The following is a 22,941-nucleotide window of genomic DNA, read 5'->3' as shown; positions in this document are numbered from 1 at the left end:
TGCAAGTCACTCGGATCTGAAGGGCTCGAGGGACGCCCTGATGCGAATGGCATTTTCGGCCGTCTCGCGAGCCGCCTGTCCTGGCCGGAAGAGCTCGCCCCCCAACCCGAACGCACGAGCCCCGGCCGCCCACCAGTCGGCCATGCTGTCGGGCCCCACCCCACCCACCGCCCAGACGACCGCGTCGGCAGGAAGCACGGCCCTGAGCTGCCGCAGGTGGTTCGGGCCATAGGTCGTGGCCGGGAACAGCTTGAGATGCCGGGCGCCGGCGCCATAGGCGGCGAACGCCTCGCTGGCGGTGGCGAAGCCCGGCGCGCACTCCAGGCCCAGTTCCACAGCGCGGCGGATCACGGCCGCATCGGTGTTCGGCGAGACGATCAGCCGCCCGCCGGCCTCGGCAACGGCATCGACGCGGTCGGCCGCCAGCACAGTCCCGGCGCCGATCGTCATGCGCCCTTCGAAGGCGGCCACGATCCGGCGCAGGCTGTTGAGCGGCTCGGGCGAATTGAGCGGAACCTCCACAGCCCGGAGCCCGGCCTCGTAGAGGGCTTGGACATGCTCCACCACCTCGTCCGGCCTCACCCCGCGCAGGATGGCGACCACAGGGCATTCGGCCAGCGCCTCGGCGAGCTTCATGGAGAGGCCTTCGCAGTGTGCAGCGCCCAGAGGCCGGCGACAGCCGCCGCCTCGCCGTCGTACGTGCGCGTCCGCACGCCCCGGGCCTCCAGCGCGCGGGCGTAGAGCGCGCAGAGTTTCGCGTCCCCCAGCAGGACGACGTCGGTGGTCGGCGCGTCGGCGAGCAGCCTGGGCGTCGCCGCCACGTCGGCGCCGATGAGGAGGCCCGAGAGGAAGCTTGCCGACGTCTCGGGCGCTGCGTTGCCGCCCACCACCCGGGCCCGCGCGGTAAACAGCCGGGCCACGAGCGCCCCGCCGTCGCCGGCGGCCGACAGGCCATCGTCGAAGGCTTCGCTGTCGCCGGGCGTCGAGTCGGTGGCCAGGACGCCGTGCGTGGTCAGAAGGGCGAACAACTCGCCGGTCATCGCGGTGGCGAAGGCCGTCAGGCGCCCATCCTCGACGACCATCCATTTGGCGTGCGTCCCAGGATGGCAGACCAGGTGGCGCCCCTCTGCATGTTCCGGGTGCAGAGCGAGCCAGCCGAAGAGCTGGGTCTCCTCGCCTCGCATCACGTCGCCATGTCCGTTGAAGCCGGCGTAGCGAACACCGGGGACGATAAGCACATCCGGCGCGCCAGGCGCGGCAATCATCGCCTTCGCCAGATCCGGCAGCGTCGTCGGGCAGTCATGGTAGGGCGCCGTCGTCCAGCCCAGGCCCGAGCCAACCATGCCGCAGAGTATGGCTGGAGTGTTTTCGGCATGCAGGGCTGGTCGGACCTGATCGGAGAAGACGGCTGCCGCCTCACCCCGCGGCAGGCGCGAGACCCCCAGGGGAAATTCACGCTCAGCGACCACGGCGCCCTGCCCGTCCAGCGTCCAGGCCCGCAGGTTCGTCGTTCCCCAGTCGCAGGCCAACAGGGCCGGGCTCGCCATCAGAGGCGCCCCGCGTCGACCACGAGGTTCTGCCCGGTCATCATGCGGCTCTCATCCGACGCCAGGAACAGGGCGGCGCGCGCGATGTCGTCGGGCAGGATGCGACCCTTCAACGCCACCTGCATGGCCCACTCCGCCTCGGCCTCCGGGGTCAGCCACAACTCGAGTTGCCGCTCGGTCACCACCCAGCCCGGCGACAGGGCGTTCACGCGTATGCCGTCCGGGCCCCATTCGCGGGCGAGGCCCTTGGTGAGGCTGTTGATCGCACCCTTGGCTGCGACGTAGGCGGCCATCCCTGCCGGGCCCCAGAGAGCGTTGATGGAGCCGACATTGACGATCGCGCCACCGCCCTCAGCCTTCATCATCGGATGGACGGCGACCGAGGCAATGAGCGCGGGATCCAGGTTCACGGCCAGCGACCTGCGCCAGGTTTCGGGTGTAAGTTCCGCAGCCTCGTGACGGGTGTCGTCCGCCACGTTGTTGACCAGGATGGTGATCGGGCCCAACGCCGCCGCCGCGCTGTGGATCGCGGCCTGCAGCGCCGGCGCGTCTGTGACGTCGCAGCGCCGGAACCAGCCGCCCACCTCCCCGGCCAGCGCCTCGCCGGCCTCAGCCTGCAGGTCGACGAATGCGATGCGGCAGCCCTGGCTGGCGAAGCGCCGGACGAAGCTCTCGCCGATGCCGGTCGCTCCGCCCGTCACGAAGACGACCCGCCCGCGCAGACTGGGGTAGGACGCGCCATCCATCAGTGGGATTCCCGCGTGACGTCAGCGCTGGATTTGCCCACCAGGAAGTCGAGGTCGGCGCCGCGGTCGGCCTGCAGGACCGTGTCGATGTAGAGCTTGTACCAGCCGCGGGTGAACGTGGATGGCGCGCGAGCCGCCTCCCAGGCCTGACGACGCAAGGCGAGCTCCGCATCGCTGACCAGCAGCTCCAGGCTGCGGCCGGGACCGTCGAAGGCGATCTCGTCGCCACTGCGAACCAGGGCCAGCGGGCCCCCGGCCTCGGCCTCAGGCGACACGTGCAGGATGACCGTGCCATAGGCCGTGCCGCTCATGCGCGCGTCCGAGATGCGCACCATGTCGCGCACGCCCGCCTGCAGCAGCTTGCGCGGCAGGGCCATGTTGCCCACCTCGGGCATCCCCGGGTAGCCCTTCGGCCCGCAGCCCTTGAGGACGAGGATCGACGTCTCATCGACCTCGAGGTCCGGATCGTCGATGCGGGCCTTGTAGTCCTCGATATTCTCGAACACGACCGCCCGGCCCCGATGGGTCAGCAGTTCGGGCGTGGCGGCGCTGGGCTTCAGGATCGCGCCGTCCGGGCAGAGATTGCCTCGCAGCACCCAGACCCCCGACGAGGGGCCGATGGGGTCCGTCACGCTGCCGATCACGTCGCGGTTCCACACTTCGGCCGCGTCGGCGATCTGGCCCTGGGTGAAGCCCGAGACGGTCAGCGCCTCTCGGCGGAAGACGCCTGACAGTTCGCGCATGACGGCCGGACAGCCGCCGGCGTAGCAGAAGTCCTCCATCAGGTAGCGCCCCGACGGCATCAGGTTCACCAGCAGGGGCGCCTCGCGGCCCAGCCGGTCGAAGTCCTCGAGGCTGAGCTCGACGCCGACGCGCCCCGCGAGCGCGAGAAGATGGACCACCGCGTTGGTGGAGCCGCCGATGGCCGCGTGCATCAGGATGGCGTTCTCGAACGCCTCGCGGGTCAGGATCTGCGACAGCCGCACATCCTGCTTCACCAGGTCCACGATCCTGTTCCCGGTAAGGTGGGCCAGGGTCTTGCGGCGGGCGTCCACGCCGGGGAGCGCGGCGTTGTTCGGCAGGCTGACGCCCAGCGCCTCGATCAGGCTGGCCATGGTCGAAGCGGTGCCCATGGTGTTGCAGGTCCCGTGGCTGCGGCTCATGCCGGCCTCGGCGCCCATGAAGTCGGCCAGCGTCATCTCGCCGGCCCGCACCGCTTCGGAGAACCGCCACACGTCGGTGCCCGAGCCGATATCGCGCCCCTGGAACTTGCCGTTCAGCATCGGCCCCGACGACACCACCATGGTGGGCAGGTCAACGCTGGCCGCGCCCATCAGTTGGCCCGGCGTGGTCTTGTCGCAACCGCCCAGCAGCACCACCCCGTCGATCGGGTTGGCCCGGATCGACTCCTCGACTTCCATCGCCAGAAGGTTGCGGAACAGCATGGCCGTGGGCCGCATCTGCGTTTCCGGCAGGCTCATGGCCGGGAACTCGATCGGGACGCCGCCAGCCTCCCAGACGCCGCGCTTTACGTACTCGGCCAGATCGCGGAGGTGGAACTGACAGGTGACCAGTTCGGACCAGGTGTTGCAGATGCCGATCACGGGCCGGCCGTCGAACACGTGTTCCGGCAGGCCAGTCCCCTTGATCCAGCTGCGGTGGATGAACCCGTCGCGGTCCAGCTTGCCGAAGTTCTTCTGACTGCGGGCGGGCTTATCGGCCATGCGGGCGCTCCGGATCCACGAGTGGCCCCTCGAACAAGGGCAGGGGCTGGCCGGCGACGCCCGGCCGAAACGCGAACAGACCGCCAGCCAGAGGCTGTGCATGCCGCTCGGCGTCCGACAACCCATCCCACGCGCTGGTGACGAACAGGGTCTGCAGGTCGTCGCCGCCGAACGCGCAGCTCGTCGGCTGCGCGACGGGCATGGGCACGATCCGGTCTATGCGACCGTCGGGCCCATACCGGACCAGGCGCGCGCCGCCCCACTGGGCGTTCCACAGGAAGCCCTCGGCGTCCAGGGCCCCGCCATCAGGCGTCGCGGCCTCGCCGCGGGTATGGGCGAACACGACCCGCCGGCTCAGATCGGCGGTGGTGTCGTAGGCGAAGATCGTCTGCACATGGGAATCGGCCAGGAGCAGGTCCCGGCCGTCGGCGGTGAAGCTGACGGTGTTCGCGATGTGGATGCCCTCGACCATGGCCTCGGTCTCGCCGGTGCGCCGCGTCCGGTACAGCGCGCCGGGCCGCCGACCGCCGTCATCGTCCATCGTGCTCCACCAGAAGTCGCCCCGCGGATCGATCTTGCCGTCGTTGGTCCTGAAGCCGGCCTCCAGGGCCATCGGCCGCACGATCCGCAACGCCGCCCGGTCACTGTCCCACCACGCCAGGCCCTGCTCGGTCGCGACCAGCAATCCGCCGCCCGCGCAGGGCGCCGCGGCGCTGGCGCGCAGGCCCAGGTCATGCCGGCCGGCCTCGCCCGAGCCCGGCGACCACCAGTTCAGCGCGCAGCCCTTGATGTCGAACCAGTAGAGGCGTCCCTCGCGCGCCGACCAGCAGGGGCCTTCCCCCAGCCTGTCGCCGGACCGGATCAGGCATTGGGGCTCCAGACAGTCGTTGCGGCTCTCCATGACCCCCATCTCGCCAGCTCAGGTCTGCCGGCGCAACGCCGGCGCCGGCCTGACTCTGCCGGTTAGAACCGCTTCTGCACGATCACGCCATACGTCCGCGGCTCCAGGAGCCGCGCGTTCCTATAGCGGCCGATCAGGGCGTCCTCGATGATGATGTTGGTGATGTTGTCGTCGTTGGTGAGGTTCTTCACGAAGACCCGCGCGTTCAGGCCCTTCGGATCGTTGTCGAAGCGGACCTGCAGGTCGATCACGCCCCACGAGTCGATCCGGTCGGTGGGCGTATTGTATTCCCGCGCGAAGTACGAGTCCTGCCAGGTGGCGTCGACCCGGAAGGTCGCCGTCCAGTCGCCGGCCCCGATTCCAGTCTGGTACTGGGCGCCCGCCTTGACCTTGAAGCCCGGCGAATGCGGCAACTCGTTGCCCTTCAGGTTGACCCGGACGGTCGGCGTCGTGGCCGTCAGGCTCTGCGCCGGGTTGGCCGCGTCCTCGCTGAGGAAGGTCCCGATGCTGGTGTGGAGGTGCGAGATGTTGGCGTCGAACAGCCAGTGGTCGCCCAGCGAGTAGGCGAACTCGCCCTCGAGCCCGTAGATCGTCGCATCGGCGTTGCGCGTGACCACGCCGCCGTTGATCCGCTGGCCCAGCTGCAGGCCGGTGTAGTCGTAGTAGAACGCTGTCAGGTTCGCCTGCAGCGCGCCGTCCATCAGGACGTTCTTGGTCCCCACCTCATAGGCGGTGACCGTCTCGGGACCGAATGTGGGCGCAGACGCGTTTGCGTTCTGCCCGCCGCCCTTGTAGCCCGTCGCCACCGACCCATAGACCAGGGTCTTGTCGGTGAAGGCCAGGTCCGGCGTCCAGTCGAGCGCGACCTTGTAGGTGGTCTTCTGGCCCTCGAACTTGGCGTAGACCCACGGGCCGACGGGGGCCAGCACGATGGATCGCGACTCGCCCGAGCGTTCCTCCTCGGTATAGCGGCCGCCCACGGTGAGCCGGAGGTCTGGCGTGATCTCGAAGTAGGTTTCGCCGAACAGAGCCCAGGTGTCGCTCTTGCCGTTCCGCGTCAGCGTCGAGACGCGCCACGCCTCCTGCGGACGGCCCAGCGCGCGCTGGAACAACTCGATCGCCGGGTGCCAGGTCTCGAAGCCGCCGGAGTTGGTCCCCTGGGCGCCGAAATACCCGACAAGGAAGTTGAACCGCCCCTCGAACTGCGAGGCCAGGCGCAGTTCGCCCGTCTTGGTCGTCCCGCGCGACGTAAAGCTGTCGGTCGTCAGCAGGCGATCGGTCGTCACCTGCGTGTCGCGGTCCTTGAAGTACGTGATCGGCCGCGTGAAGCGGAACGGCAGGTCGGCGTTGTCCCAGTCGGTGTTCTGCTCGGTCGAAAACTTCGAATAGCCGAGGACGGCCGACAGGGTGATCTGGCCGAAGTCATGATTGAATTCGACGGACGCAGCCGTCTGGGCCGCCTCGTAGGTCGGGTCGGTGTCGGCGGCGATCGCGCGCAGGTCCGTGGGGTTCGGCGCGCCGGCGTAGATGTTCCCGCCGGCCGGGAACGGCGTGAAGGCCCGCGCCAGGGTCTGGAGGATCGTGGTGTTCGCGTCCGGCGAGTCGAAGCCCAGGACACGCGGGTCGCAGCCCAGCACGGGATGGGCCTTGCACAGGCGCTTGCCTTCCCGGGCGCGCGAGCTGTCCTCTTCGAACCGGCTCAGCATCAGTGTGGCGTCGGTGTTTTCGCCGAGGTCGAAGACCAGGGAGCCGCGGGCGCCCCACTGGTCGCGGCCATCGACGTCGTTGCCGGTCGCGACGTTACGGGTGTAGCCGTCGCGGTCCAGGGAGTAACCGGCCAGCCGCAGGGCCGCCACGCTGCCCAGGGGGAGGTCGACCGCGGCGCCCACCCGGACGTTGTCATAGTTGCCGGCCTGGACGCTGACCTCGCCCCCGAACTCGGTCCCCGGCTTGCGGGTGATGATGTTGATCGCCCCGCCAGTCGTGTTGCGCCCGTAGAGCGTACCCTGCGGCCCTCGCAGCACCTCGATGCGGGCGACGTCGAAGAATTCGTTCTGTGGCGGATAGCCGATGGCCGCGCCGTTGACGAACGTGGGCACCCCTGGGTCCACGCCGGCCAGCGCGTTGTTGCCCACGCCGCGCAGGGTGAAGCGGTCATTGCCGGTCAGCACGGCGTTGGGGATCGACAGCTGGATGTCGGTCGCGTCCTCGATCTGCACCCGATCCAAGGCCGCCTCGGAGAACGCGCTCACGGCGATCGGCACGTCCTGGAGGTTCTGCTCGCGCTTCTGCGCGGTGACGACCAGTTCCTCGATCTCGTTGGCGGTCTCGGCGGCGGCGGGCGCCGCGGCCATGAGGGCGATCGTGGAGGCCGCAGCGATGGCGACGGACCGGTGGCTTCGCATGTGTCTTACTCCCCCTGAGGCGCCGGGAGGTTCTCCCTTGTCCGCCAGTGTGTTTATTGTAAGTAGCGTCAATAACTAGATTGGGAGGCGCGCGACCGTCAAGCCCAATTGAACGACTCGTCAATAGTGGGGGAATGCGCCGTGGAGCGATCCGACATCCAGGCCCATGACATCGGGCCGGCCTGCCCGGCCTCGCCTAAGATCGCGCTGAAGGTGTTTTACAGCCTGGGACAGGCCGCCCAGTCCGGCGGGTTCGACACCGCGGTGGGCTTCGTCTTCTTCTACTATTCGGTGGTGCTGGGGCTATCGGGCACACTCATCGGCGCGGCGCTGGCCGTCGGGCTGGTCTTTGATGCGCTGGTCGATCCGGCTATTGGCTCCTGGTCAGACAACCTCAAGTCCCGCCTCGGGCGGCGCTTGCCGCTGATGATCATTTCGATTCCGCCGACGGTGATCTGCGTCGGCCTGCTGTTCTCTCCGCCGGCCGGTCTCTCCCAGCCGCTGCTGTTCGTCTGGCTGGCGACCTTCTCCATCGCGGCGCGTTGCGCCATCTCCCTGTTCCACGTGCCCTACGTGGCCCTGGGCGCGGAACTGACCACCGACTATGCGGCGCGGACCAGCGTCGTGGTCTATCGCTCCGCCGCCGGCGTGCTGGCCGGGCTGGCGATCACTGCGCTCGGGTACACGGCGTTCTTCGCCGATGGCGGCCTGCAACGGGCGGAAAGCTATCCGGGCTTCGGCTGGTCGGCCGCCGCGGTCCTGGCCGTCTGCATGAGCGCCTGTTGCCTGGGCCTCCGGCGCTACGCCGCAGCTTTGCCGCAGCCCGAGCGCGTGGCAGAGCCCATGTGGCGGCGGATGCCGTCCGAGGTCGTGGAGATCTTCGCCAACCGTTCATTCCGGCTGCTCTTCATCTCGGCCGTCATCACCTACTTGGCCCAGGGACTGAACGCGACGCTGAACCAGCATTCGTTCGTGTTCGTCTGGCTGATCAAAAGCGAGAACATCCAGTTCATCTCCTACGCCTTCGTCGTGGGCCTCCTGTTGGGGGTGGGCTCGGCGCCGAAGATCCAGGCGCGCCTCGAAAAGAAGACGGTCGTCCTGATCGGGCTCTCCCTGCTGATCGCCAACTGGCTGGTGATGCAGGGCGCCTGGCTGGCCGGGGTCTATGCCCCTGTAGGCGACGCCGCGCTGCTGCCGATGCAGATCAACTCGTTTGTCGCCGGCATCGGCCTGGGCTTTGTCAGCGTCGCCTATCCTTCGATGATGGCCGACGCCGCCGACGAGCATGAGCACCTGTTCGGCCGGCGCCGTGAGGGGCTCTACTTCGCGGGCCTGGGCTTCGCCAACAAGGCGGCGGTGGCTGTCGGCGTCTTCCTCGCCGGCCGGGCGCTGGACGTCATCCGCTTCCCCGCAGACCTCGCCAAGACCCCGGGCGCGCTCCCGGATGACGTCAAGGTGCAGTTGGTCTGGGTCTGGGGTCCGATCCCGGCTGTTATCGCGGTCATCTCTATGGTGATCTTCGCGTCCTATGGGATCACCCGCGCCCGTCACGCCGCGATCGCCGTCGCGCTCCGCCCCTCCGCCGGCGGCTAGGCGCAGCGAAGGCGTTAGGGCTTGCACATCAATCCCAGGACACTTACTATTGACGTTTAGTACAATAAGACGTTCGAAGCAGGATGGCGATGATGGATGGCGCGCAGCGGGTCAGTGACGTGTCGGCCGAGGCCGATCTCGAGGCGCTCAGGGCCTATCTCGAGGCCAACAACGGCATCCGCGGCCTGGATATCCTGGAGCCGGGCGACACCCGTCATGCCGTGGACCTGTTCCGCCGCGACGGCTTCGTGGTGATCGCCAATGTGCTCGACAGCGCCCAGACGGAGCTTCTCGCCAAGGGCTGCGCCGATGTCGCCGCCGACATCCTGGCCCTGGACGACGGTCGCCGCGGCAACCGCGGCTCACACCGCTACTCGTTCGGCGGCTCAAGCCTGACCCGCAGCCAACTCCACCGCCCGGAGTGGCAGATGCTGCTCGACATCCCGGTGGTGGATGAGGTGGTAAGCGCGATCTTCGGGTCGTCCGACTACGTGCTGCGCGCCGCCAGCGGCGACTTCTGCCTGCCAGGCGCCACCGAGTACCAGCCCCTGCATTCCGATGTCGGCGACTGGCGCGACAACGCGACGACGCCCTTCAGCGCCTTCCACGACCCGCGGGGCCACGTGACCATCCGCGATCTGCCCTGCCCCTACGTTTGCGTGAATTTCCTGCCGCAGGATGTCACCCGCCTGAACGGGCCCACCCGTCAGATCCCAGGGACCCAACACTCCCGGACGAAGATACCGACCCTCGAGGAAGAGCCCGAGTGGATGCGCCTCAGCACCGTCTGCCCGGCTCCGGCCGGGGCGATCATGGTGCGGGACGTGCGGGCCTGGCACGGCGGCACGCCGAACGTGTCGGACGCGATCCGCTCGATCCCGAACCTCGAGTTCTATGCGCCCTGGTTCCGCGAGCCGATCGTTCCCGGCATCACCTACGGCGACTATCGCAAGCTGTCCGAGCGGGCGCAGAAGCTGGTCCGCCACTGTGTCGCCGACTCCAGCGAGACCCTGGTGACGGGCACGACGCTGCGCGCGCCGTGAACCGGGACAGCGCGCGATGAAGTACCGCCCTCTCGGCCGATCGGCCCTCAAAGTCAGCGCCCTGTGCCTCGGCACCATGAACTTCGGCCCGCGAACGTCCGAGGCTGAGAGCTTCGCGGTTCTGGACGCGGCCGTGGAGGCCGGCGTCAACTTCATCGACACCGCCAATCAATATGGCGGCGCCCTGGGCGTCGGGACGACGGAGTCGATCCTCGGGCGATGGCTGGCCGCCAGCCCGACGCGACGGGACCGGCTGGTGATCGCCACCAAGGTCCACGAGCCGATGTCCGACGACATCAATGACAGGGGCCTGTCGGCGCGGCACATCCAGATGGCCTGCGACGCCAGCCTGAAGCGCCTGGGCCTGGATCACATCGACCTCTACCAGATGCACCACATCGACCGCGCCGCCCCGGTCGAGGAGATCTGGCAGGCAATGGACAGGCTGATCGCCCAGGGCAAGATCACCTATGTCGGCTCCAGCAACTTCCCAGGTTGGGCCATCGCGAGGGCCAACGAGAAGGCCATCGCGCGGCAGGGCCTGGGGCTGGTCAGCGAGCAGAGCCTCTACAATCTGATCGAGCGCCGCGCCGAGCTGGAAGTCATCCCGGCCTGCGAGGCGTATGGCCTGGGCCTCATCCCGTGGAGCCCCCTCGCTGGCGGACTTCTGGCCGGCGGCGCGGCCGCGCCGGAGGGCCGCCGGGGAACGCCTGAAGCCCTAGAGGCCGCGGCGGCGCGGGAAGTTCAGCTCGCCGCGTTCGGCGCCCTTTGCAACGACCTGGGTCAGACGCCCAGCACGGTCGCCCTGGCCTGGCTCCTGCATCAGCCCGCCGTCACCGCGACGATCATCGGACCCCGCGAGCGGAGCCAGTTCACGGCGGCGCTGGCCGCCGTTGAGGTCCAGCTCGACGACGAGGCCATGGAGAGGATCGACGCGATCTTCCCGCCCTGCGGCCCGGCGCCCGAGGCCTATGCCTGGTAGCGGCTGGAGTGTCGGCGCGGCGCGGGTTCCAGGCGGTGACCTGACCTACCACCGCACGGGCGGGGCCGGACCGACCCTGGTCCTGTCGCATGGCCTGACCGACAACGGCCTCTGCTGGAGCCGCTTCGCAGCCGAGATGGCGCCCGAGTTCGACGTGATCATGATCGACGCCCGCGGTCACGGCGGCAGCGCCAGGACGAGCGCTGAGGTGGTGACGGATCCCGCACGCGACATCGGCGAGCTTATCGCCAGCCTGGGCCTCGAGCGCCCGATCGTCATTGGGCATTCGGTCGGCGCCCGCGCCACGGCGGCCTACGCCAACGCCTATCCCGACAAGGTCCGTAAGGTCATCCTGGAAGACCCGGTGTTCCTGCCCCTCATCGATGCCGAGGCCGCCGCCGTGCGGCGCGCCAAATTCCGCAGCCAGGTGGCGCGGTTCCAGGAGATGAGCGAGGCGGACATCCTGGCGATGGGCCGGAAGGACTCCCCGGGCTGGCATGACGACGACTTCCCGGCCTGGGCAGCCGCGAAGCGCCAGGTGGATCCTGAGGCCTTTCCCCACTACGCGACGCCCTGGCAGGCGCAGGTGGATCGGATCGTCGCCCCGACACTGGTGGTCCACGGCGAGGCCCGGCTCGGCAGCATTATCACCGCCGCGATCGCCGATGAGGCCCGGGCTTTGAATCCCAACATCCGCACGGTCGAGATCACCGGGGCCGGACACAATGTGCGCCGGGAGAACTTCGAGGGCTTCCTGGCCGCGGTGCGCGCGTTTCTCAGGCCTTGAGCGACCGACCCAGGCCGGACAGGCCGCCGGTGATCAGGCCCACGCACATGTCGGTGGCGTCGTCGATATCGAGCTGGCCTTCGGCCACAAGGCGCCCGGCGCGATCGGTGATCGCCGAGACCATCTCCACCGCGGCGATCGCCATCGGCAGCGGCAGGCCGTACTCGCGCCGCGTGGCCCTCACGAAGTAGCGCACGGTCCGCTCGCGCTCGGCGCGGTTCTCGTCCTCCATCAGCGCGGCGACCGAGGGATCCGACAGCAGCGCGGCGATCAGGGCCCCGCGATCGCGGGTCTGTTCCAGGTAGAGGCGCGTGGTCTGGCGGATCAGGTCGGCGAAACTCTCGGCCTCGAGGGCGCTGGCCATGCCGCGGTCGCGCAGCTCGGCCTGCTCGCGGTTCAGCAGGGCGGTGAGCAGGGCGTCGCGGGTCGGGAAGTAGTTGTAGACCAGCCCCTTGCTGATCCCGACGTCGCGCGCGAGCCGCTCCATGCTGACCGCATAGAGGCCCTCGGACAGGATGAGGTGCGCGGCCTCGTCCAGAATCTGTTCGCGGCGCACCTCGGGCGCGAGCCGGGTCCGCTTGCGTTGAACCGCCGCCAATCCGCTCACGGCGTTGCGATGCGCCAGGCCGCCACGCCGGCGGGCGGAAGGCTGGCCCCGCCGAGCAGATACGGCGCATCGGCGGGCGCCGGCGTCCGCCGCGCTTCCGGCGCGAAGTTGAAGGCGAAGCAGACATCGCCGCGCCGACGCAGACGCACGCCTTCCTCCAGGGGCTGGACGGACAGTCCGGCCTCGAGGGCGACGGTGGCGATGACGTGATCCAGCAATGCGGTCTCCGGCCAGGTGGCGAGATAGTGCCACAATTCGTTCGAGACCCAAGCCGCCCCGCCGTCGGCGAATTCCGCCCGTACTGGCAGATCGGTTTCGATCACTTCCCGCCAAAGGCGCGCGCCGAAGATGCGGCCGTGGACCTCGACTTCGGGCCCGGCGCCGGGCCGCAGGCTTTCCACGCGGCCGACACGAAGCGGCAGCCGGGCCTGCAACGGCCCAGGCGGCAGGACCGCGGGAATGTGCCCCTCGCGCGTCCGCGACCCGGTCCTGGGCCCGAACAACACGACGGCGCCCGACGCCGTGAGCGCCACGAGTGTCGAAGCCTCAAGGATCGGCAGCGAGGGCGCGACCACCAGGGCGTAGCCTGTGAAATCCCCGTCCGGCGGCACGATGTCGACATCGAGCCCAAGCCGCCGCAGCGCCGAGTACATCTCGAAGGCCAGCTGAAGCCACCGGAAGCCCTGAGCATGCGGCTGGATGCCGAACTGCCAGTCGGCCTCGTAGCTGAACACCAGCGCCACCCGAGCACGCGAACAGGCTGCCGGCGCGCCCATCTCGCCCAACTCCCGCGCGACGGCGTGCGCCTCCTCCCCGCCCCGATCGAGAACGTTGTCGGGACGGTTCAGCCCGGCGTGCATCTGTTCCTGGGCGAAAGGCGCCTGCCGCCACCGGAAGTAGCTGACCACCTCGGCGCCGTGCGCGAAGGCCTCCCACGTCCAGGCGCGAACGGCGCCTGGCAGCGGCGCCGGATTGTAGCGAGCCCAGTTCACAGGGCCGGGCTGCTGCTCCATCACCCACCAGCGACCACGACCGACACCCCGATAGAGGTCGTGGTGGAAGGCCGAGATGTCTGGGTGGCCCTGGCGCAGGTAGCGGAGCTTCTCAGCTTCGGGGAACCAGAACTGCTCCAGGAAACCCAGCGGGTACGAGTCCCACGTGGCCATGTCGAGGTCGACGCCGACGTGGAAATGATCGAACTCGGTGTAGAAGCCCATGAAGTTGTGGGTCACGTCCCGGCCCGGCGACAGGCGGCGAATGATGTCGACCTGGATCCGGTTGAAGCGCGCCACCTCGTCCGACGCGAAGCGGTTGTAGTCCAGGCGATGACTGGGGTTGGCCTCAGTGACCGTCAGGTTGGGCGGCTGCACCTCGTCGAAGTCGCGATACTCCTGCGACCAGAACACCGCGCCCCAGGCGCGATTGAGCGCGTCGACCGACTGGTATCGCTGGGCCAGCCAGCCTCGGAAGGCCTTGGCGGCGGCTGGCGAATAGCTGATCGTCGTGTCGTGACAGCCGAACTCGTTGTCGGTCTGCCAGGCCCCCACGGCCGGGTGGCGCCCGTAGCGGCCCGCGACGGCCTCGGTGATCCGCGCGCACTCCACCCGGTAGCTCTCGCTCGAAAAGCAGTAGTGGCGGCGAGAACCGAAGCCCCGGGGGCGTCCGCCCGCATCCAGCGCCAGCATATCGGGATGAGCGTCCACCAACCACTTGGGCGGGGTGGCCGTCGGCGTGCACATGACGAGCTTCAGCCCCGCTGCGGACAGGGTCTCCACGGCGCGGTCCAACCAGGCCCAATCGAACCGCCCCGGCTCAGGCTCGATCCGGCTCCACGCGAACTCGCCGATCCGCACCCAATGAATGCCCAGTTCGACCATGCGGCGCGCGTCGTCGGCCCACAGTTCCTCGGGCCAGTGTTCGGGATAGTAGCAGACGCCCAGTTTCATGCCGTGCTCCGGCTAAGGTGTAAGACGGCGATCACTTGGCGCATGCGATCAGCGAGGCAGGCCGACCCTAAGCCCAGAGCGGCGACGACGCCTTCAACAGCCGGCTCATCATGATGAGTCGCGCAACCGGCCGACCGTCCGAAGTGTCGCGCAGCGTGCTCTCGTACCACGCAACCTCGGTCTTGGGAGACTCGCCGAGGGCAAGGATCCGTCCGTCCGCGAGATAGTCCCGATCCAGGAAGACCGGGCCGTCGAGAAACTCCAGCTCGATGGCGCCGAACATGCCGACGAAGTCCTTGCCCAACCGGAACAGCGGGTCCTCCACGGCGCGCAGGAGGTCGATCGCCACGGCCGGCGCGGCCACGAGCCCACCGAACAACGCGGGGTCACGGTACTCGGGGAGCATCTCCGTCACGCCCTCCAGGCGACGCAGCGCGGTTTCGCTGTCGCGGCGGCTTGGAATGTCGCGGACCTGGTCGCCCACGCGGCAAGCCTTCAGGATCCTCAGGTCGGTCGCCGGCCTCTGTTGGGCGACCCGCAGCCGCAGGGCTGAACCGGGATCGTCGCCGCCCGCCCAGGCCGTGCCCTCGCTCACCCGAATACCCTCCGGGGTGGCCATCCAGGCCGCCGCGCGACGCACGCCCAGCCCGACATGCTCGACTGCTCCAGCAAAGGCCTGGACCGGTTCGCCATCCGTGGTGGCGTTGAGGAAGTAGAGCGAGAGGCCGCCCCGCCTGCGCCAATCGTCTCCGAACCGCGCCAGTAGGAGCGGCGGAAACTGCTCGAAGTGGATGTTGCCCGCGACGGTGCCGCCCCGAAAACCCAGGGTTTGCGCGGTCTTGTCGTCGTGGATCGATCCCACCGCGTCGCGCGAAAAGTTGACCGGGCAGCGCACCGGCCCGGCGAGGACGCCGTCGTGCTCGGCGAATGTGAACGTCTCTGTCGACATGCCGTGCTTCCTTGACCGCCGCGGCCTGAGCCTACTATTGACGAACGCTACAATAAATAGCGAGCGCCTGTCCATGGACCTGAGCCTCACGGAGTCCGAACTGCTGTTCCGCGAGGAGGTTCGCGACCTGATCGCGACCGCCTTCCCCGCGCCCGAGCGATACGACGGCGGCTCCGACCACGAGCATCGTTGGCATCAGGCTTTGCTCGCGCGCGGCTGGGCGGCCAACAAGTGGCCGACGGCCTTTGGAGGGCCGGGCTGGACCGCAACCCAGCACTTCATCTGGGAGCGCGAAGTCACCGCGGCAGGTCTGCCGCCCCAGGTGGGGGGCATGGGGATGGGCATGCTGGCGCCGATCCTCTTCGCCTACGGTTCGCCGGAACAGCAGGACCGCTTCCTGCCTGACATTCTCCACAACCGCACGCGGTGGTGCCAGGGCTATTCCGAGCCCGGCTCCGGCTCGGATCTGGCGTCCCTTCGCACCCGCGCCGTGCTGGATGGGGATCACTATGTGATCGACGGCGAAAAGGTGTGGACCAGCGGCGCCCACCGCGCGGACTGGATGTTCTGCCTGACGCGGACGTCGGATGAGGCCAGGCGCCAGGATGGGATCACCTTCCTGCTGCTCGACATGCGCTCGCCGGGCGTCACCATCTTTCCGATCATCTCGCTGGACGGCCGCCACGCGTTCAACCGGGTGACGTTAGACGGTGTGCGGACGGCGGTCTCGAACCGCGTCGGGCGCGAGGGCGAGGGCTGGACCGTGGCCAAGGGGCTGCTCACCCATGAGCGGACGGGGCAAGCCTTCGTCTCGCTGTCCACCGATCTGCTCGGCCGGATCCGCGAAGCCGCAGCGACGCTGCCGGGCGCCGAGGGCGGCGTCCTGCTCGACGATCCCGGCTTCGGGCATCGGCTGGCGCTGGCGGAAATCGAGCTCCAGGCCCTGGCCGCGACCGAGTTGCGCACGCTGTCCGAGGTGGCGGCCGGCGGCGCGCCGGGCGCTCAGTCGTCAGCCCTCAAGCTGAAGGGCACCGACATCGTGCAGCGCATGACCGAGTTCTTTGTGGATTGCGCGGGCCCGTACGCCGCGCCCTGGTTTCCGGAGGTGAATGGCCCTGCCCCGGACGACATCGGCCCCGGCTGGGCGCGCCGGGAAGTGGCCCGCTACTTCGAGGGGCGCGCCGCCAGCATCGCGGGCGGCTCGGACGAGATCCAGCGCAACATCATCGCCAAGCAGGTCCTGCGCCTCTGAGTGAAGCTAGCCGATCGGCGCGGCGACCTCGTTGCGTCGCAGGAACGGCGGCGTCCACGGCGGATCGTAGAACCAGGCCTCGACCGGGCCGGTCGTCTGCAGGCGGGCGCCGGCGACCGCATCCAGCAGCTGGGCCTTGCGGCGATCGACGGCCTGGGGCGTGCGGCTGCCCGAGAACCGCAGAACCGCATAACGCTGGGCCGGCGCCTGGACGATCATCACCCGCGCGTCGAGGGGCTGCGGCAGGGTGTCGGCGGTGTACTTGGCCGGCATGATGAAGCGCACGCTCCACCGGTTCGCGCCGGCCTGCGTCTGCACGACCGGCGCCGTCATCGCGATCTTCTGCGAGGCCGGAACCTGCACCACCGGCGCGGTCATGGCGATCGACGAACGGGAGACGTTGGCGCCGAAGATGTAGTCGGCGATGCGGCTGAAGCCCTCATTGAGCGCCGCCTGCTTCTCACCCTCGACCTCGGTCTCCGCGGCCAGCCGGGGCGCGTAGGTCCGCACCTCCACTGCGCCCATCGTCCGGTCGAGTTGGTAGGGGGGCTCCTCGGTGCCCGCACGGATCCCGAATAGACCGCCGACGGCGCCGGCCACCGCCGCCAAGAGTTCCCCCGCGCCCATCAGCCTTCTCCTGCCTGCGACCGTCCTTACATGTGGATGGCCGGAGCCGGGCGCCAGGATGTGGCGGCGATCAGAAGCTCACCCGCACGCGCCCCATGATCGTCCTCGGCGCCCCAGGGGCGATCCAGACGTCGCTGAACGAGCTTTCGAGATAGTAGGTATCGAACAGGTTCTCGACGTCGAGGTGCAGCGAGACCCGATCGCTGGCCTGGTAGGTCGCGTTCAGCCGGACCGTGACATAGTCGGGCAGTTCGAACCCGCTGTTGATGTCGTCGCCCGCACGCTCTCCGACGTAGACGAGGCCGCCCCCGAGCCCGACGGACCCGGCGTTCGCGCCGTCCGAGCGCCAGTTGGCGTAGATCGCCCCGGAGTGCTTCGGGATGTTGCTCAGCCGGCTGCCGACAAGGGTCGGGCGGGTGTCGCGCGTGATCTTCGTGTCCGTGTAGGCGTAGACGGCCGTCGCGGTCAGTCCTTCGAACAGCGTGGCGTTCGCCTCGACCTCCAGCCCCTGACTGCGGGCGCTGCCCACGGGGATGAAGAAGCCGCTGTTGGCGGGATCGTTGACCAGCACATTGTCCTTCTCGATGTGGAAGGCCGAGGCCGTCCCCTCGAACCGGCCGCCGATCCGCCACTTCAGGCCAGCCTCCCAGGCCTCTCCGATTTCCGGGGCGAAGGCGCCGCCGGCCGCGTCCGAACCCTGATTGTATCGGAAGGACTTGCCCCAGCTTGCGTAGACCGAGAGACCCTCGGTCGGAGCCCAGGTCAATGCCGCGCGCGGCGAGGCGCGCGACGGCGACTGCCGGGTCACGACGCCGTTGCGGAAGTTGGTGTTGGTCTGGCGCACCCAGTCCTGGCGAAGCCCCACCAGCAGGGTGAACTGCTCGCTCAGGGTGACCAGATCCTGCACGTACAAGCTCTCGCCGCGAAGCTCCTCCAGGATGTTCTGGTTGAGCGGCGCGACGGGCTTGGGCTGGCCGTAGACGGGATTGAAGATATCGATGGCGTAGGGGTTCGCCGCGGTCGGGCTGAACCGGTAGAACACGCGGCGCTGATCGTAGGTGAAGGCGTCGGCGCCCACCCGCAACTGGTGGTCTACCCCGGCGAAGGTCCCATCGTAGCTGACTTCGACCCGACCCGACAGGTCGTCCCAGTCGTAGTCATGGATGCGCAGCTGTCGCCGCAGCTGGCTCCCGACCAGCAACGAGTTGTGGGTCGAGCGCCCCTCGAAGCTGCCGTCGCGATACTGCACGCCGGCCTCGATCGCGAGGCTGGGGCTGAAGTTGTAGGTCGCGCTGAACTGATGCTGGACCGTTTCCTGCGTCATGCTGCCGTCGTTCGGCTCGCCCAGGAACCGCGAACGTGGCAGCGCCTTGCCGTCGCCCGCGAGCGCGAGCAGCCCGCGATCATGGACGAAGTGAACCTTGTTGACCTCGAGTTGATAGAGCAGCCGCAGATCCTCCGACGGCGCCCACGACACCGAGGGCGCCAGCAGCAGGCGGTCGCTGTCCACGAAGTCGCGCCAGCCGTCCGTCGACTGGTAGACGCCGATCATCCGCGCCGCGAACCCGTGGCCCAACGGCCCGCCGATGTCGGCCACGCCCCTGCGGGTGTCGAAGCTGCCATAGGCTAGCTCGGCCGAGGCGTGGGCCGTGTCCTTCGGCGCCTTGGTGACGATGTTGATGGAGCCACCCGGCTCGCCCTTGCCGGACAGCGCCGAGGCCGGGCCCTTCAGGATCTGGAAGACCTCGACGGTGGCCACGTCGCGGCGTGCGTTGAAGCCGCGGTTGGCGGTGAAGCGGTTCACAAGCAGGTCCGGTCCCTGGTTGATATCGCCTGAGAAGCCTCGGATCGCGTAGGCGTCCCAGGCGCCGCCGAAGCTGTTCTGCCGCGCCATGCCGCCGGCGTAGTCGAACAGGTCGGACAGGTTCGCGATCCCGGTCTGCACGATCAGCGCGTCGTCCAGGACGCGCACGCTCTGCGGCAGGCGCAGCGTGTCGACGTCCAGGCCGTTGATGCTGGCGCTGGCCGTTCGCGACCCGGTCACCACCACGGCCTCGACGTCGGCGGCGTCCTCCGCATGGGCGACGCCCGCCCAGGGCAGGGCCGACACGCCCGCCAACAGCCCCCGCCAGTTCGAACGACGACGCATCCTCACGACCTCCCACCCGGACCGGCCCCAAGCCGGAGCGGGACGAATAAGCGGCGCCTTGAACCGCGGTCAATGAGAATGTTATGATATAACATCACATCTACGCACGACGTCGCTTCCAGGCGCTCCGTGCAGCTTCGAGGAGCCGGAATGCCCGCCGACACCCCGCCTGTCGCCATCCGCGATCTGGTCGTCCGCTACGGGGAGCGCCGCGTCCTTGACGGGCTCTCCCTGTCCGTCGAAGCGGGCGAGGTCTACGCGCTGCTGGGCGGCAATGGGGCTGGGAAATCCACCACCCTGCAGGCGCTGCTCGGCTTCCTGGCCCCGACTTCCGGCGATGTGCGGGTGTGCGGGCATGCGCCGAGCGCAGAGCCCGTCCAGGTGCGTCGATCGATCGCCTACATCCCCGAGAACGTTGCCCTCTACGAGCATCTCTCGGCGCGCGAGAACGTGACCTACTTCCTCGACCTGGCCGGGGCCCGCCGCGGCGCCGGCGAGATCGAAGAGGCGTTCCGCACCGTCGGCTTGGCCGCTGAGGCGTGGGACCGCCGGGTGTCCGGCTTCTCCAAGGGCATGCGCCAGAAGACCGCCATCGCGCTCGCCATGCTGCGACGGGCCTCGGTGCTCTTGCTGGACGAGCCGACATCCGGGCTCGATCCCGGCGCCGCAGCCGATTTCAACGCTCTGCTCACCACTCTGCGCGCGGAGGGCGCCGCCATCCTGATCGTGACACACGACCTGGTGGGCGCGGCCGACATTGCTGACCGCATCGGCTTCCTCGACCACGGCCGAATCGTCGATGAGGCGCGGGCTGCGGGCCCGGAGCGCTTCGATCTGCGCGCCCTGCATGCGCTCTTTACGCGGGCGAAGGCAGCGTGAGCGGCGTCCTCACCATCGCGCGGAACGAGATTCGCCATCTGGCGCGCAGCCGGATCGCCCTGACCGGCGTCCTGCTGGTGGCGCTGTTGAGCCTGGCCGCCGCCCTGACCTCGAGCGCCTACCAGGCCGAACAGGGCGGCCTGCGCGAGCGCCTGCAGCACACCGCGAACGAGGAGTTCGAGTCCCAGCCCGACCGCCATCCCCACCGCGTGGTGCATGCCGGGCACTTCGCCGTGCGCCCCGCCAGCGGCCTGGCGGCCATGGATCCGGGCGTGGAAGCATTTACCGGCAACATGATCTTCCTGGAGGGTCATCGCCAGAACAGCGCGAACTTCGGCGACGCGCGGCAGTCGTCGCTGCTGGTGCGCTTCGGCCAGTTGGCGCCGGCCCTAGTGCTCCAGGTCGTGGCCCCGCTGCTGCTGGTCTTCATAGGCGCGGGGGTCATCGCGGGCGAGCGCGAACGGGGGACCCTTCGCCAGGTGCTGCTCACCGGCGCGTCCGGGCGCAGCCTGCTGGCCGGAAAGGCGCTGGCCCTGGGGGGCGCGGCGCTAGTCATCGCCGCCCCGGCCGCGGTGCTTCTGTTCTGGCTCAGCCTGTCCGGGCCGGCCCGGGGATCGGCCGTGCTGCTGAGCGCGGGCGGCTACGCTGTCTATCTCGCGTTCTGGGTGGTGCTGATCGTGGCCGTCTCGGCGTTGGCGGGCCGCAGTCGGTCAGCCCTGATCACCCTGGTGGCCATCTGGTCGTTTGCTGTGCTTCTTGTCCCACGGATGGCTCCGGAAGCGGCGACGGCGCTCGACCCGCTTCCGACGCGGTTAGAGACCGACATCGCCATCCAACGCGACCTGCGAAACCTGGGTGACAGTCACAATCCGGACGACCCCTACTTCGCGGCCTTCAAGCAGAAGACCCTCGCCAGGTACGGCGTCACGAAGGTCGAGGACCTGCCGCTCAACTATCGCGGCCTTCTGGGCATGGAGGGCGAGAAGCTCACCTCGAGCCTTTTCGATCGCTACGCAGACACTGCCTTCGGTGCGATGGAGCGCCAGAGCAGAACAATGGATGGGCTCTCGGCGCTCAGCCCGACGATCGCCATCCGGCGCCTGTCCATGACGGCCGCCGAGACCGATCTGGCCGGCTACCGGCGGTTCCTGGAGCAGGCCGAGGCCTATCGCTATGACCTGGTTCAGCGTCTCAACATGCTTCAGGCCACCGCCGTGACTGCGGCAGACGACGCCGCGAAGAGCAGCGATGCGGCAGCTGAGGCCCGAAGCCGCATCTCAGCGGAGAACTGGCGGAAGATGCCCGAGTTCCGGCCGACCCGCCCCACGGAGGCCGACGTGCTCGCGCGCGCCGCGCCCTCGCTTGCGATCCTCACGGCCTGGCTGGCCGCCGCCACCCTGCTCACAGGCTTCGCAGCCCATCGCATAAGCCGGAGCGCCGCATGAACGACCTGATCCGCGAGGCGCGCCTCTTCCTTCGGCTCCGCGCTGCGCTGGCCGCGGCCCTGGGCCTTTTCCTGCTCGCTGCGGCCGGTACGGCGGCCGGGCTGGTCGAGATCGCTCGCCAGAACGACGCCATCGCCCGGATCGCTCCCCAGCAGGCCGCCGACGTGCAGGCCATTTCCGACTGGGTGTCGCGCGACAAGGATGCGGGAAACGCGGCCTACTACACCTTCCACGCCACCTGGGATCCGCCGTCCGACCTGGCGTTCGCCGCGCTCGGCTTACGCGACGTCGCCCCTTACATGCTCCGCGTCCGCGCGCTCGGGCTCGAGGCGCAGCTTTACGAAGGCGACATCGGCAATCCGGAAGCCTCGCTCCCAGGTCGCTTCGACTTCGCCTTCGTCCTGGTCTACCTGACGCCGCTGTTTGCAATCCTGCTTTTCCACGACCTGCTGTCCGGCGAGCGCGAGGCGGGTCGCCTGCGGTCGCTGGAGGCCGCCGCGGGCGACGCAAGGCGGCTCTGGACAGCCCGGGTGGCGGTCAGGGTGACGGCGCTTCTTCTGGCGCTCGCACTCCCCTTCCTGACGGGCGCGGCCATCGCGGGGGTCGCGGCCTGGAAGGTGTCGGCGGTGTTGCTGCTGATCCTGTGCTACATCGGCTTCTGGACGGCGCTCTGCCTCGTCGTCGGGCGGATGACGCGCAGTTCCCTGGCCAACGCCATGACGCTGGCTGCAACCTGGCTCGTGCTCACCATCATCGCGCCGGCCGTGGGCCACGTGGCGATCAACACCGCCGCGCCCCTTCGCCAGGGGATGGAGCTCAGCCTGCATCAGCGCACGGCCGTCCACCAGGCCTGGGATATCCCGAAGGCCGACACCATGCGGGCGTTCTTCACAACCCACCCGGAGTGGGCCGACACGGCGCCGGTGACCCAGCCGTTCCACTGGAAATGGTACTTTGCTTTCCATCAGGTGGGCGACCAGTCGGTGGCCGACATGTCCCGCGACTATCGCGCGGGCATTCTCAAGCGCGCAGCCTGGAGCGAGCGTCTGGGCTACATTCTTCCTGGCGTGGCCGTCCAGTTGGCGCTGCACCGGCTGGCGGACACCGACCCGGCCGCACAGATCGCCTACCAGGACCGCATCCGTGCGTTCCATGCCGACCTGCGCCGCTTCTATTACCCGTACCTGTTCAACGAGACGCCCTTCGGCGCACCGGACTTCGGCAAGTCCCCGGCGTTCCGGGCGGCTCCCGACGGCGGGGCGCTGCCCGGCGCGCTGTTTGCGGGACTTCTGATCGTCACCCTGGCGACCGCGGTCTTCGGTTTGGTGCGCACTCGCCGCAAACGGAGCTGAACCGTAC

Annotated in this window: 19 protein-coding genes; 8 read left to right on the top strand and 11 right to left on the bottom strand. The window is 69.0% G+C overall.

Annotated features, from left to right (window positions below):
* Positions 1-6 precede the first annotated feature (6 nt).
* From ACQ66R_RS19950 to ACQ66R_RS19925, 6 genes are all read right to left on the bottom strand, one after another.
* Positions 7-636, bottom strand: coding sequence for a 2-dehydro-3-deoxy-6-phosphogalactonate aldolase (locus ACQ66R_RS19950; protein ID WP_430424810.1), 630 nt, complete (start codon positions 634-636; stop codon positions 7-9).
* Positions 633-1,547, bottom strand: coding sequence for a 2-dehydro-3-deoxygalactonokinase (locus tag ACQ66R_RS19945; RefSeq protein WP_430424808.1), 915 nt, complete (start codon positions 1,545-1,547; stop codon positions 633-635). The genes ACQ66R_RS19950 and ACQ66R_RS19945 overlap by 4 nt, the downstream gene beginning before the upstream one ends.
* Positions 1,547-2,293 (bottom strand): SDR family NAD(P)-dependent oxidoreductase, encoded by a 747-nt coding sequence (locus ACQ66R_RS19940; RefSeq protein WP_430424806.1) that lies wholly within the window; start codon positions 2,291-2,293, stop codon positions 1,547-1,549. The genes ACQ66R_RS19945 and ACQ66R_RS19940 overlap by 1 nt, the downstream gene beginning before the upstream one ends.
* Positions 2,293-4,017, bottom strand: a complete 1,725-nt coding sequence (locus ACQ66R_RS19935; RefSeq protein WP_430424804.1) for an IlvD/Edd family dehydratase — start codon at positions 4,015-4,017, stop codon at positions 2,293-2,295. The genes ACQ66R_RS19940 and ACQ66R_RS19935 overlap by 1 nt, the downstream gene beginning before the upstream one ends.
* Positions 4,007-4,918 carry an SMP-30/gluconolactonase/LRE family protein gene (locus ACQ66R_RS19930; protein WP_430424802.1) on the bottom strand — a complete coding sequence of 304 codons (912 nt, stop codon included), beginning with the start codon at positions 4,916-4,918 and terminating at the stop codon, positions 4,007-4,009. The genes ACQ66R_RS19935 and ACQ66R_RS19930 overlap by 11 nt, the downstream gene beginning before the upstream one ends.
* Before the next feature lie 62 nt (positions 4,919-4,980).
* The gene (locus tag ACQ66R_RS19925; RefSeq protein WP_430424800.1) at positions 4,981-7,323 is read right to left on the bottom strand and encodes a TonB-dependent receptor; all 2,343 of its coding nucleotides are present in this window, start codon (positions 7,321-7,323) and stop codon (positions 4,981-4,983) included.
* A gap of 141 nt (positions 7,324-7,464) precedes the next feature.
* Here ACQ66R_RS19925 and ACQ66R_RS19920 point away from each other — a divergent pair, with 141 nt between their 5' ends.
* From ACQ66R_RS19920 to ACQ66R_RS19905, 4 genes are all read left to right on the top strand, one after another.
* On the top strand, positions 7,465-8,916 hold the full coding sequence (locus ACQ66R_RS19920) for an MFS transporter (RefSeq protein WP_430424798.1): 1,452 nt from the start codon (positions 7,465-7,467) through the stop codon (positions 8,914-8,916).
* 83 nt (positions 8,917-8,999) lie between these two features.
* The gene (locus tag ACQ66R_RS19915) at positions 9,000-9,959 is read left to right on the top strand and encodes a phytanoyl-CoA dioxygenase family protein (RefSeq protein ID WP_430424796.1); all 960 of its coding nucleotides are present in this window, start codon (positions 9,000-9,002) and stop codon (positions 9,957-9,959) included.
* A gap of 16 nt (positions 9,960-9,975) precedes the next feature.
* On the top strand, positions 9,976-10,941 hold the full coding sequence (locus ACQ66R_RS19910) for an aldo/keto reductase (protein ID WP_430424794.1): 966 nt from the start codon (positions 9,976-9,978) through the stop codon (positions 10,939-10,941).
* The gene (locus tag ACQ66R_RS19905) at positions 10,931-11,728 is read left to right on the top strand and encodes an alpha/beta fold hydrolase (protein ID WP_430424792.1); all 798 of its coding nucleotides are present in this window, start codon (positions 10,931-10,933) and stop codon (positions 11,726-11,728) included. The genes ACQ66R_RS19910 and ACQ66R_RS19905 overlap by 11 nt, the downstream gene beginning before the upstream one ends.
* On the opposite strand, the gene ACQ66R_RS19900 is transcribed toward ACQ66R_RS19905, so the two are convergent.
* The 3 genes from ACQ66R_RS19900 to ACQ66R_RS19890 all read right to left on the bottom strand — a co-directional run bounded on the left by ACQ66R_RS19900 (position 11,718) and on the right by ACQ66R_RS19890 (position 15,230).
* On the bottom strand, positions 11,718-12,326 hold the full coding sequence (locus ACQ66R_RS19900) for a TetR/AcrR family transcriptional regulator (RefSeq protein ID WP_430424790.1): 609 nt from the start codon (positions 12,324-12,326) through the stop codon (positions 11,718-11,720). The genes ACQ66R_RS19905 and ACQ66R_RS19900 overlap by 11 nt on opposite strands.
* Positions 12,327-12,331: 5 nt before the next feature.
* Entirely contained in the window at positions 12,332-14,281 is a 1,950-nt protein-coding gene (locus ACQ66R_RS19895; RefSeq protein ID WP_430424787.1) for a beta-galactosidase, read from the bottom strand.
* 67 nt (positions 14,282-14,348) lie between these two features.
* Complete coding sequence (locus tag ACQ66R_RS19890; protein WP_430424785.1) at positions 14,349-15,230, bottom strand: hypothetical protein; 882 nt, start codon at positions 15,228-15,230, stop codon at positions 14,349-14,351.
* A gap of 73 nt (positions 15,231-15,303) precedes the next feature.
* On the opposite strand from ACQ66R_RS19890, the gene ACQ66R_RS19885 reads away from it, so the two are divergent.
* Positions 15,304-16,482, top strand: coding sequence for an acyl-CoA dehydrogenase family protein (locus ACQ66R_RS19885; protein ID WP_430424783.1), 1,179 nt, complete (start codon positions 15,304-15,306; stop codon positions 16,480-16,482).
* A gap of 6 nt (positions 16,483-16,488) precedes the next feature.
* Here ACQ66R_RS19885 and ACQ66R_RS19880 read toward each other — a convergent pair whose 3' ends face one another.
* Both ACQ66R_RS19880 and ACQ66R_RS19875 read right to left on the bottom strand, forming a co-directional pair.
* Positions 16,489-17,109 carry an SOUL family heme-binding protein gene (locus ACQ66R_RS19880; RefSeq protein WP_430424781.1) on the bottom strand — a complete coding sequence of 207 codons (621 nt, stop codon included), beginning with the start codon at positions 17,107-17,109 and terminating at the stop codon, positions 16,489-16,491.
* A gap of 70 nt (positions 17,110-17,179) precedes the next feature.
* Positions 17,180-19,258 (bottom strand): TonB-dependent siderophore receptor, encoded by a 2,079-nt coding sequence (locus tag ACQ66R_RS19875; protein WP_430424779.1) that lies wholly within the window; start codon positions 19,256-19,258, stop codon positions 17,180-17,182.
* A 150-nt stretch (positions 19,259-19,408) separates the two neighbouring features.
* Between ACQ66R_RS19875 and ACQ66R_RS19870 the strand changes: the two genes are divergently transcribed.
* Genes ACQ66R_RS19870 through ACQ66R_RS19860 form a run of 3 tightly spaced genes read left to right on the top strand, consistent with a single transcriptional unit; the run spans position 19,409 to position 22,934 of the window.
* Positions 19,409-20,137, top strand: a complete 729-nt coding sequence (locus ACQ66R_RS19870) for an ABC transporter ATP-binding protein (RefSeq protein WP_430424777.1) — start codon at positions 19,409-19,411, stop codon at positions 20,135-20,137.
* Complete coding sequence (locus tag ACQ66R_RS19865; RefSeq protein ID WP_430424775.1) at positions 20,134-21,582, top strand: ABC transporter permease; 1,449 nt, start codon at positions 20,134-20,136, stop codon at positions 21,580-21,582. Before ACQ66R_RS19870 ends, ACQ66R_RS19865 begins: the two co-directional genes overlap by 4 nt.
* A complete protein-coding gene (locus tag ACQ66R_RS19860) occupies positions 21,579-22,934 on the top strand; it encodes a DUF3526 domain-containing protein (RefSeq protein WP_430424773.1) in 1,356 nt (451 codons plus the stop codon). Before ACQ66R_RS19865 ends, ACQ66R_RS19860 begins: the two co-directional genes overlap by 4 nt.
* The last annotated feature ends 7 nt before the right edge of the window (positions 22,935-22,941 follow it).

The sequence above is a fragment of the Phenylobacterium sp. genome (assembly GCF_965284355.1).
Lineage (GTDB): Bacteria > Pseudomonadota > Alphaproteobacteria > Caulobacterales > Caulobacteraceae > Phenylobacterium.
This window is presented reverse-complemented; position numbering and strand designations above follow the sequence as displayed.

Coding starts and splice junctions, on each gene's coding strand:
- ACQ66R_RS19950 (WP_430424810.1), bottom strand. CDS start 636: ATGAAGCTCGCCGAGGCGCTGGCCGAATGCCCTGTGGTCGCCATCCTG.
- ACQ66R_RS19925 (WP_430424800.1), bottom strand. CDS start 7,323: ATGCGAAGCCACCGGTCCGTCGCCATCGCTGCGGCCTCCACGATCGCC.
- ACQ66R_RS19930 (WP_430424802.1), bottom strand. CDS start 4,918: ATGGAGAGCCGCAACGACTGTCTGGAGCCCCAATGCCTGATCCGGTCC.
- ACQ66R_RS19935 (WP_430424804.1), bottom strand. CDS start 4,017: ATGGCCGATAAGCCCGCCCGCAGTCAGAAGAACTTCGGCAAGCTGGAC.
- ACQ66R_RS19905 (WP_430424792.1), top strand. CDS start 10,931: ATGCCTGGTAGCGGCTGGAGTGTCGGCGCGGCGCGGGTTCCAGGCGGT.
- ACQ66R_RS19875 (WP_430424779.1), bottom strand. CDS start 19,258: ATGCGTCGTCGTTCGAACTGGCGGGGGCTGTTGGCGGGCGTGTCGGCC.
- ACQ66R_RS19940 (WP_430424806.1), bottom strand. CDS start 2,293: ATGGATGGCGCGTCCTACCCCAGTCTGCGCGGGCGGGTCGTCTTCGTG.
- ACQ66R_RS19885 (WP_430424783.1), top strand. CDS start 15,304: ATGGACCTGAGCCTCACGGAGTCCGAACTGCTGTTCCGCGAGGAGGTT.
- ACQ66R_RS19890 (WP_430424785.1), bottom strand. CDS start 15,230: ATGTCGACAGAGACGTTCACATTCGCCGAGCACGACGGCGTCCTCGCC.
- ACQ66R_RS19915 (WP_430424796.1), top strand. CDS start 9,000: ATGGCGATGATGGATGGCGCGCAGCGGGTCAGTGACGTGTCGGCCGAG.
- ACQ66R_RS19910 (WP_430424794.1), top strand. CDS start 9,976: ATGAAGTACCGCCCTCTCGGCCGATCGGCCCTCAAAGTCAGCGCCCTG.
- ACQ66R_RS19880 (WP_430424781.1), bottom strand. CDS start 17,109: ATGGGCGCGGGGGAACTCTTGGCGGCGGTGGCCGGCGCCGTCGGCGGT.
- ACQ66R_RS19895 (WP_430424787.1), bottom strand. CDS start 14,281: ATGAAACTGGGCGTCTGCTACTATCCCGAACACTGGCCCGAGGAACTG.
- ACQ66R_RS19860 (WP_430424773.1), top strand. CDS start 21,579: ATGAACGACCTGATCCGCGAGGCGCGCCTCTTCCTTCGGCTCCGCGCT.
- ACQ66R_RS19870 (WP_430424777.1), top strand. CDS start 19,409: ATGCCCGCCGACACCCCGCCTGTCGCCATCCGCGATCTGGTCGTCCGC.
- ACQ66R_RS19945 (WP_430424808.1), bottom strand. CDS start 1,547: ATGGCGAGCCCGGCCCTGTTGGCCTGCGACTGGGGAACGACGAACCTG.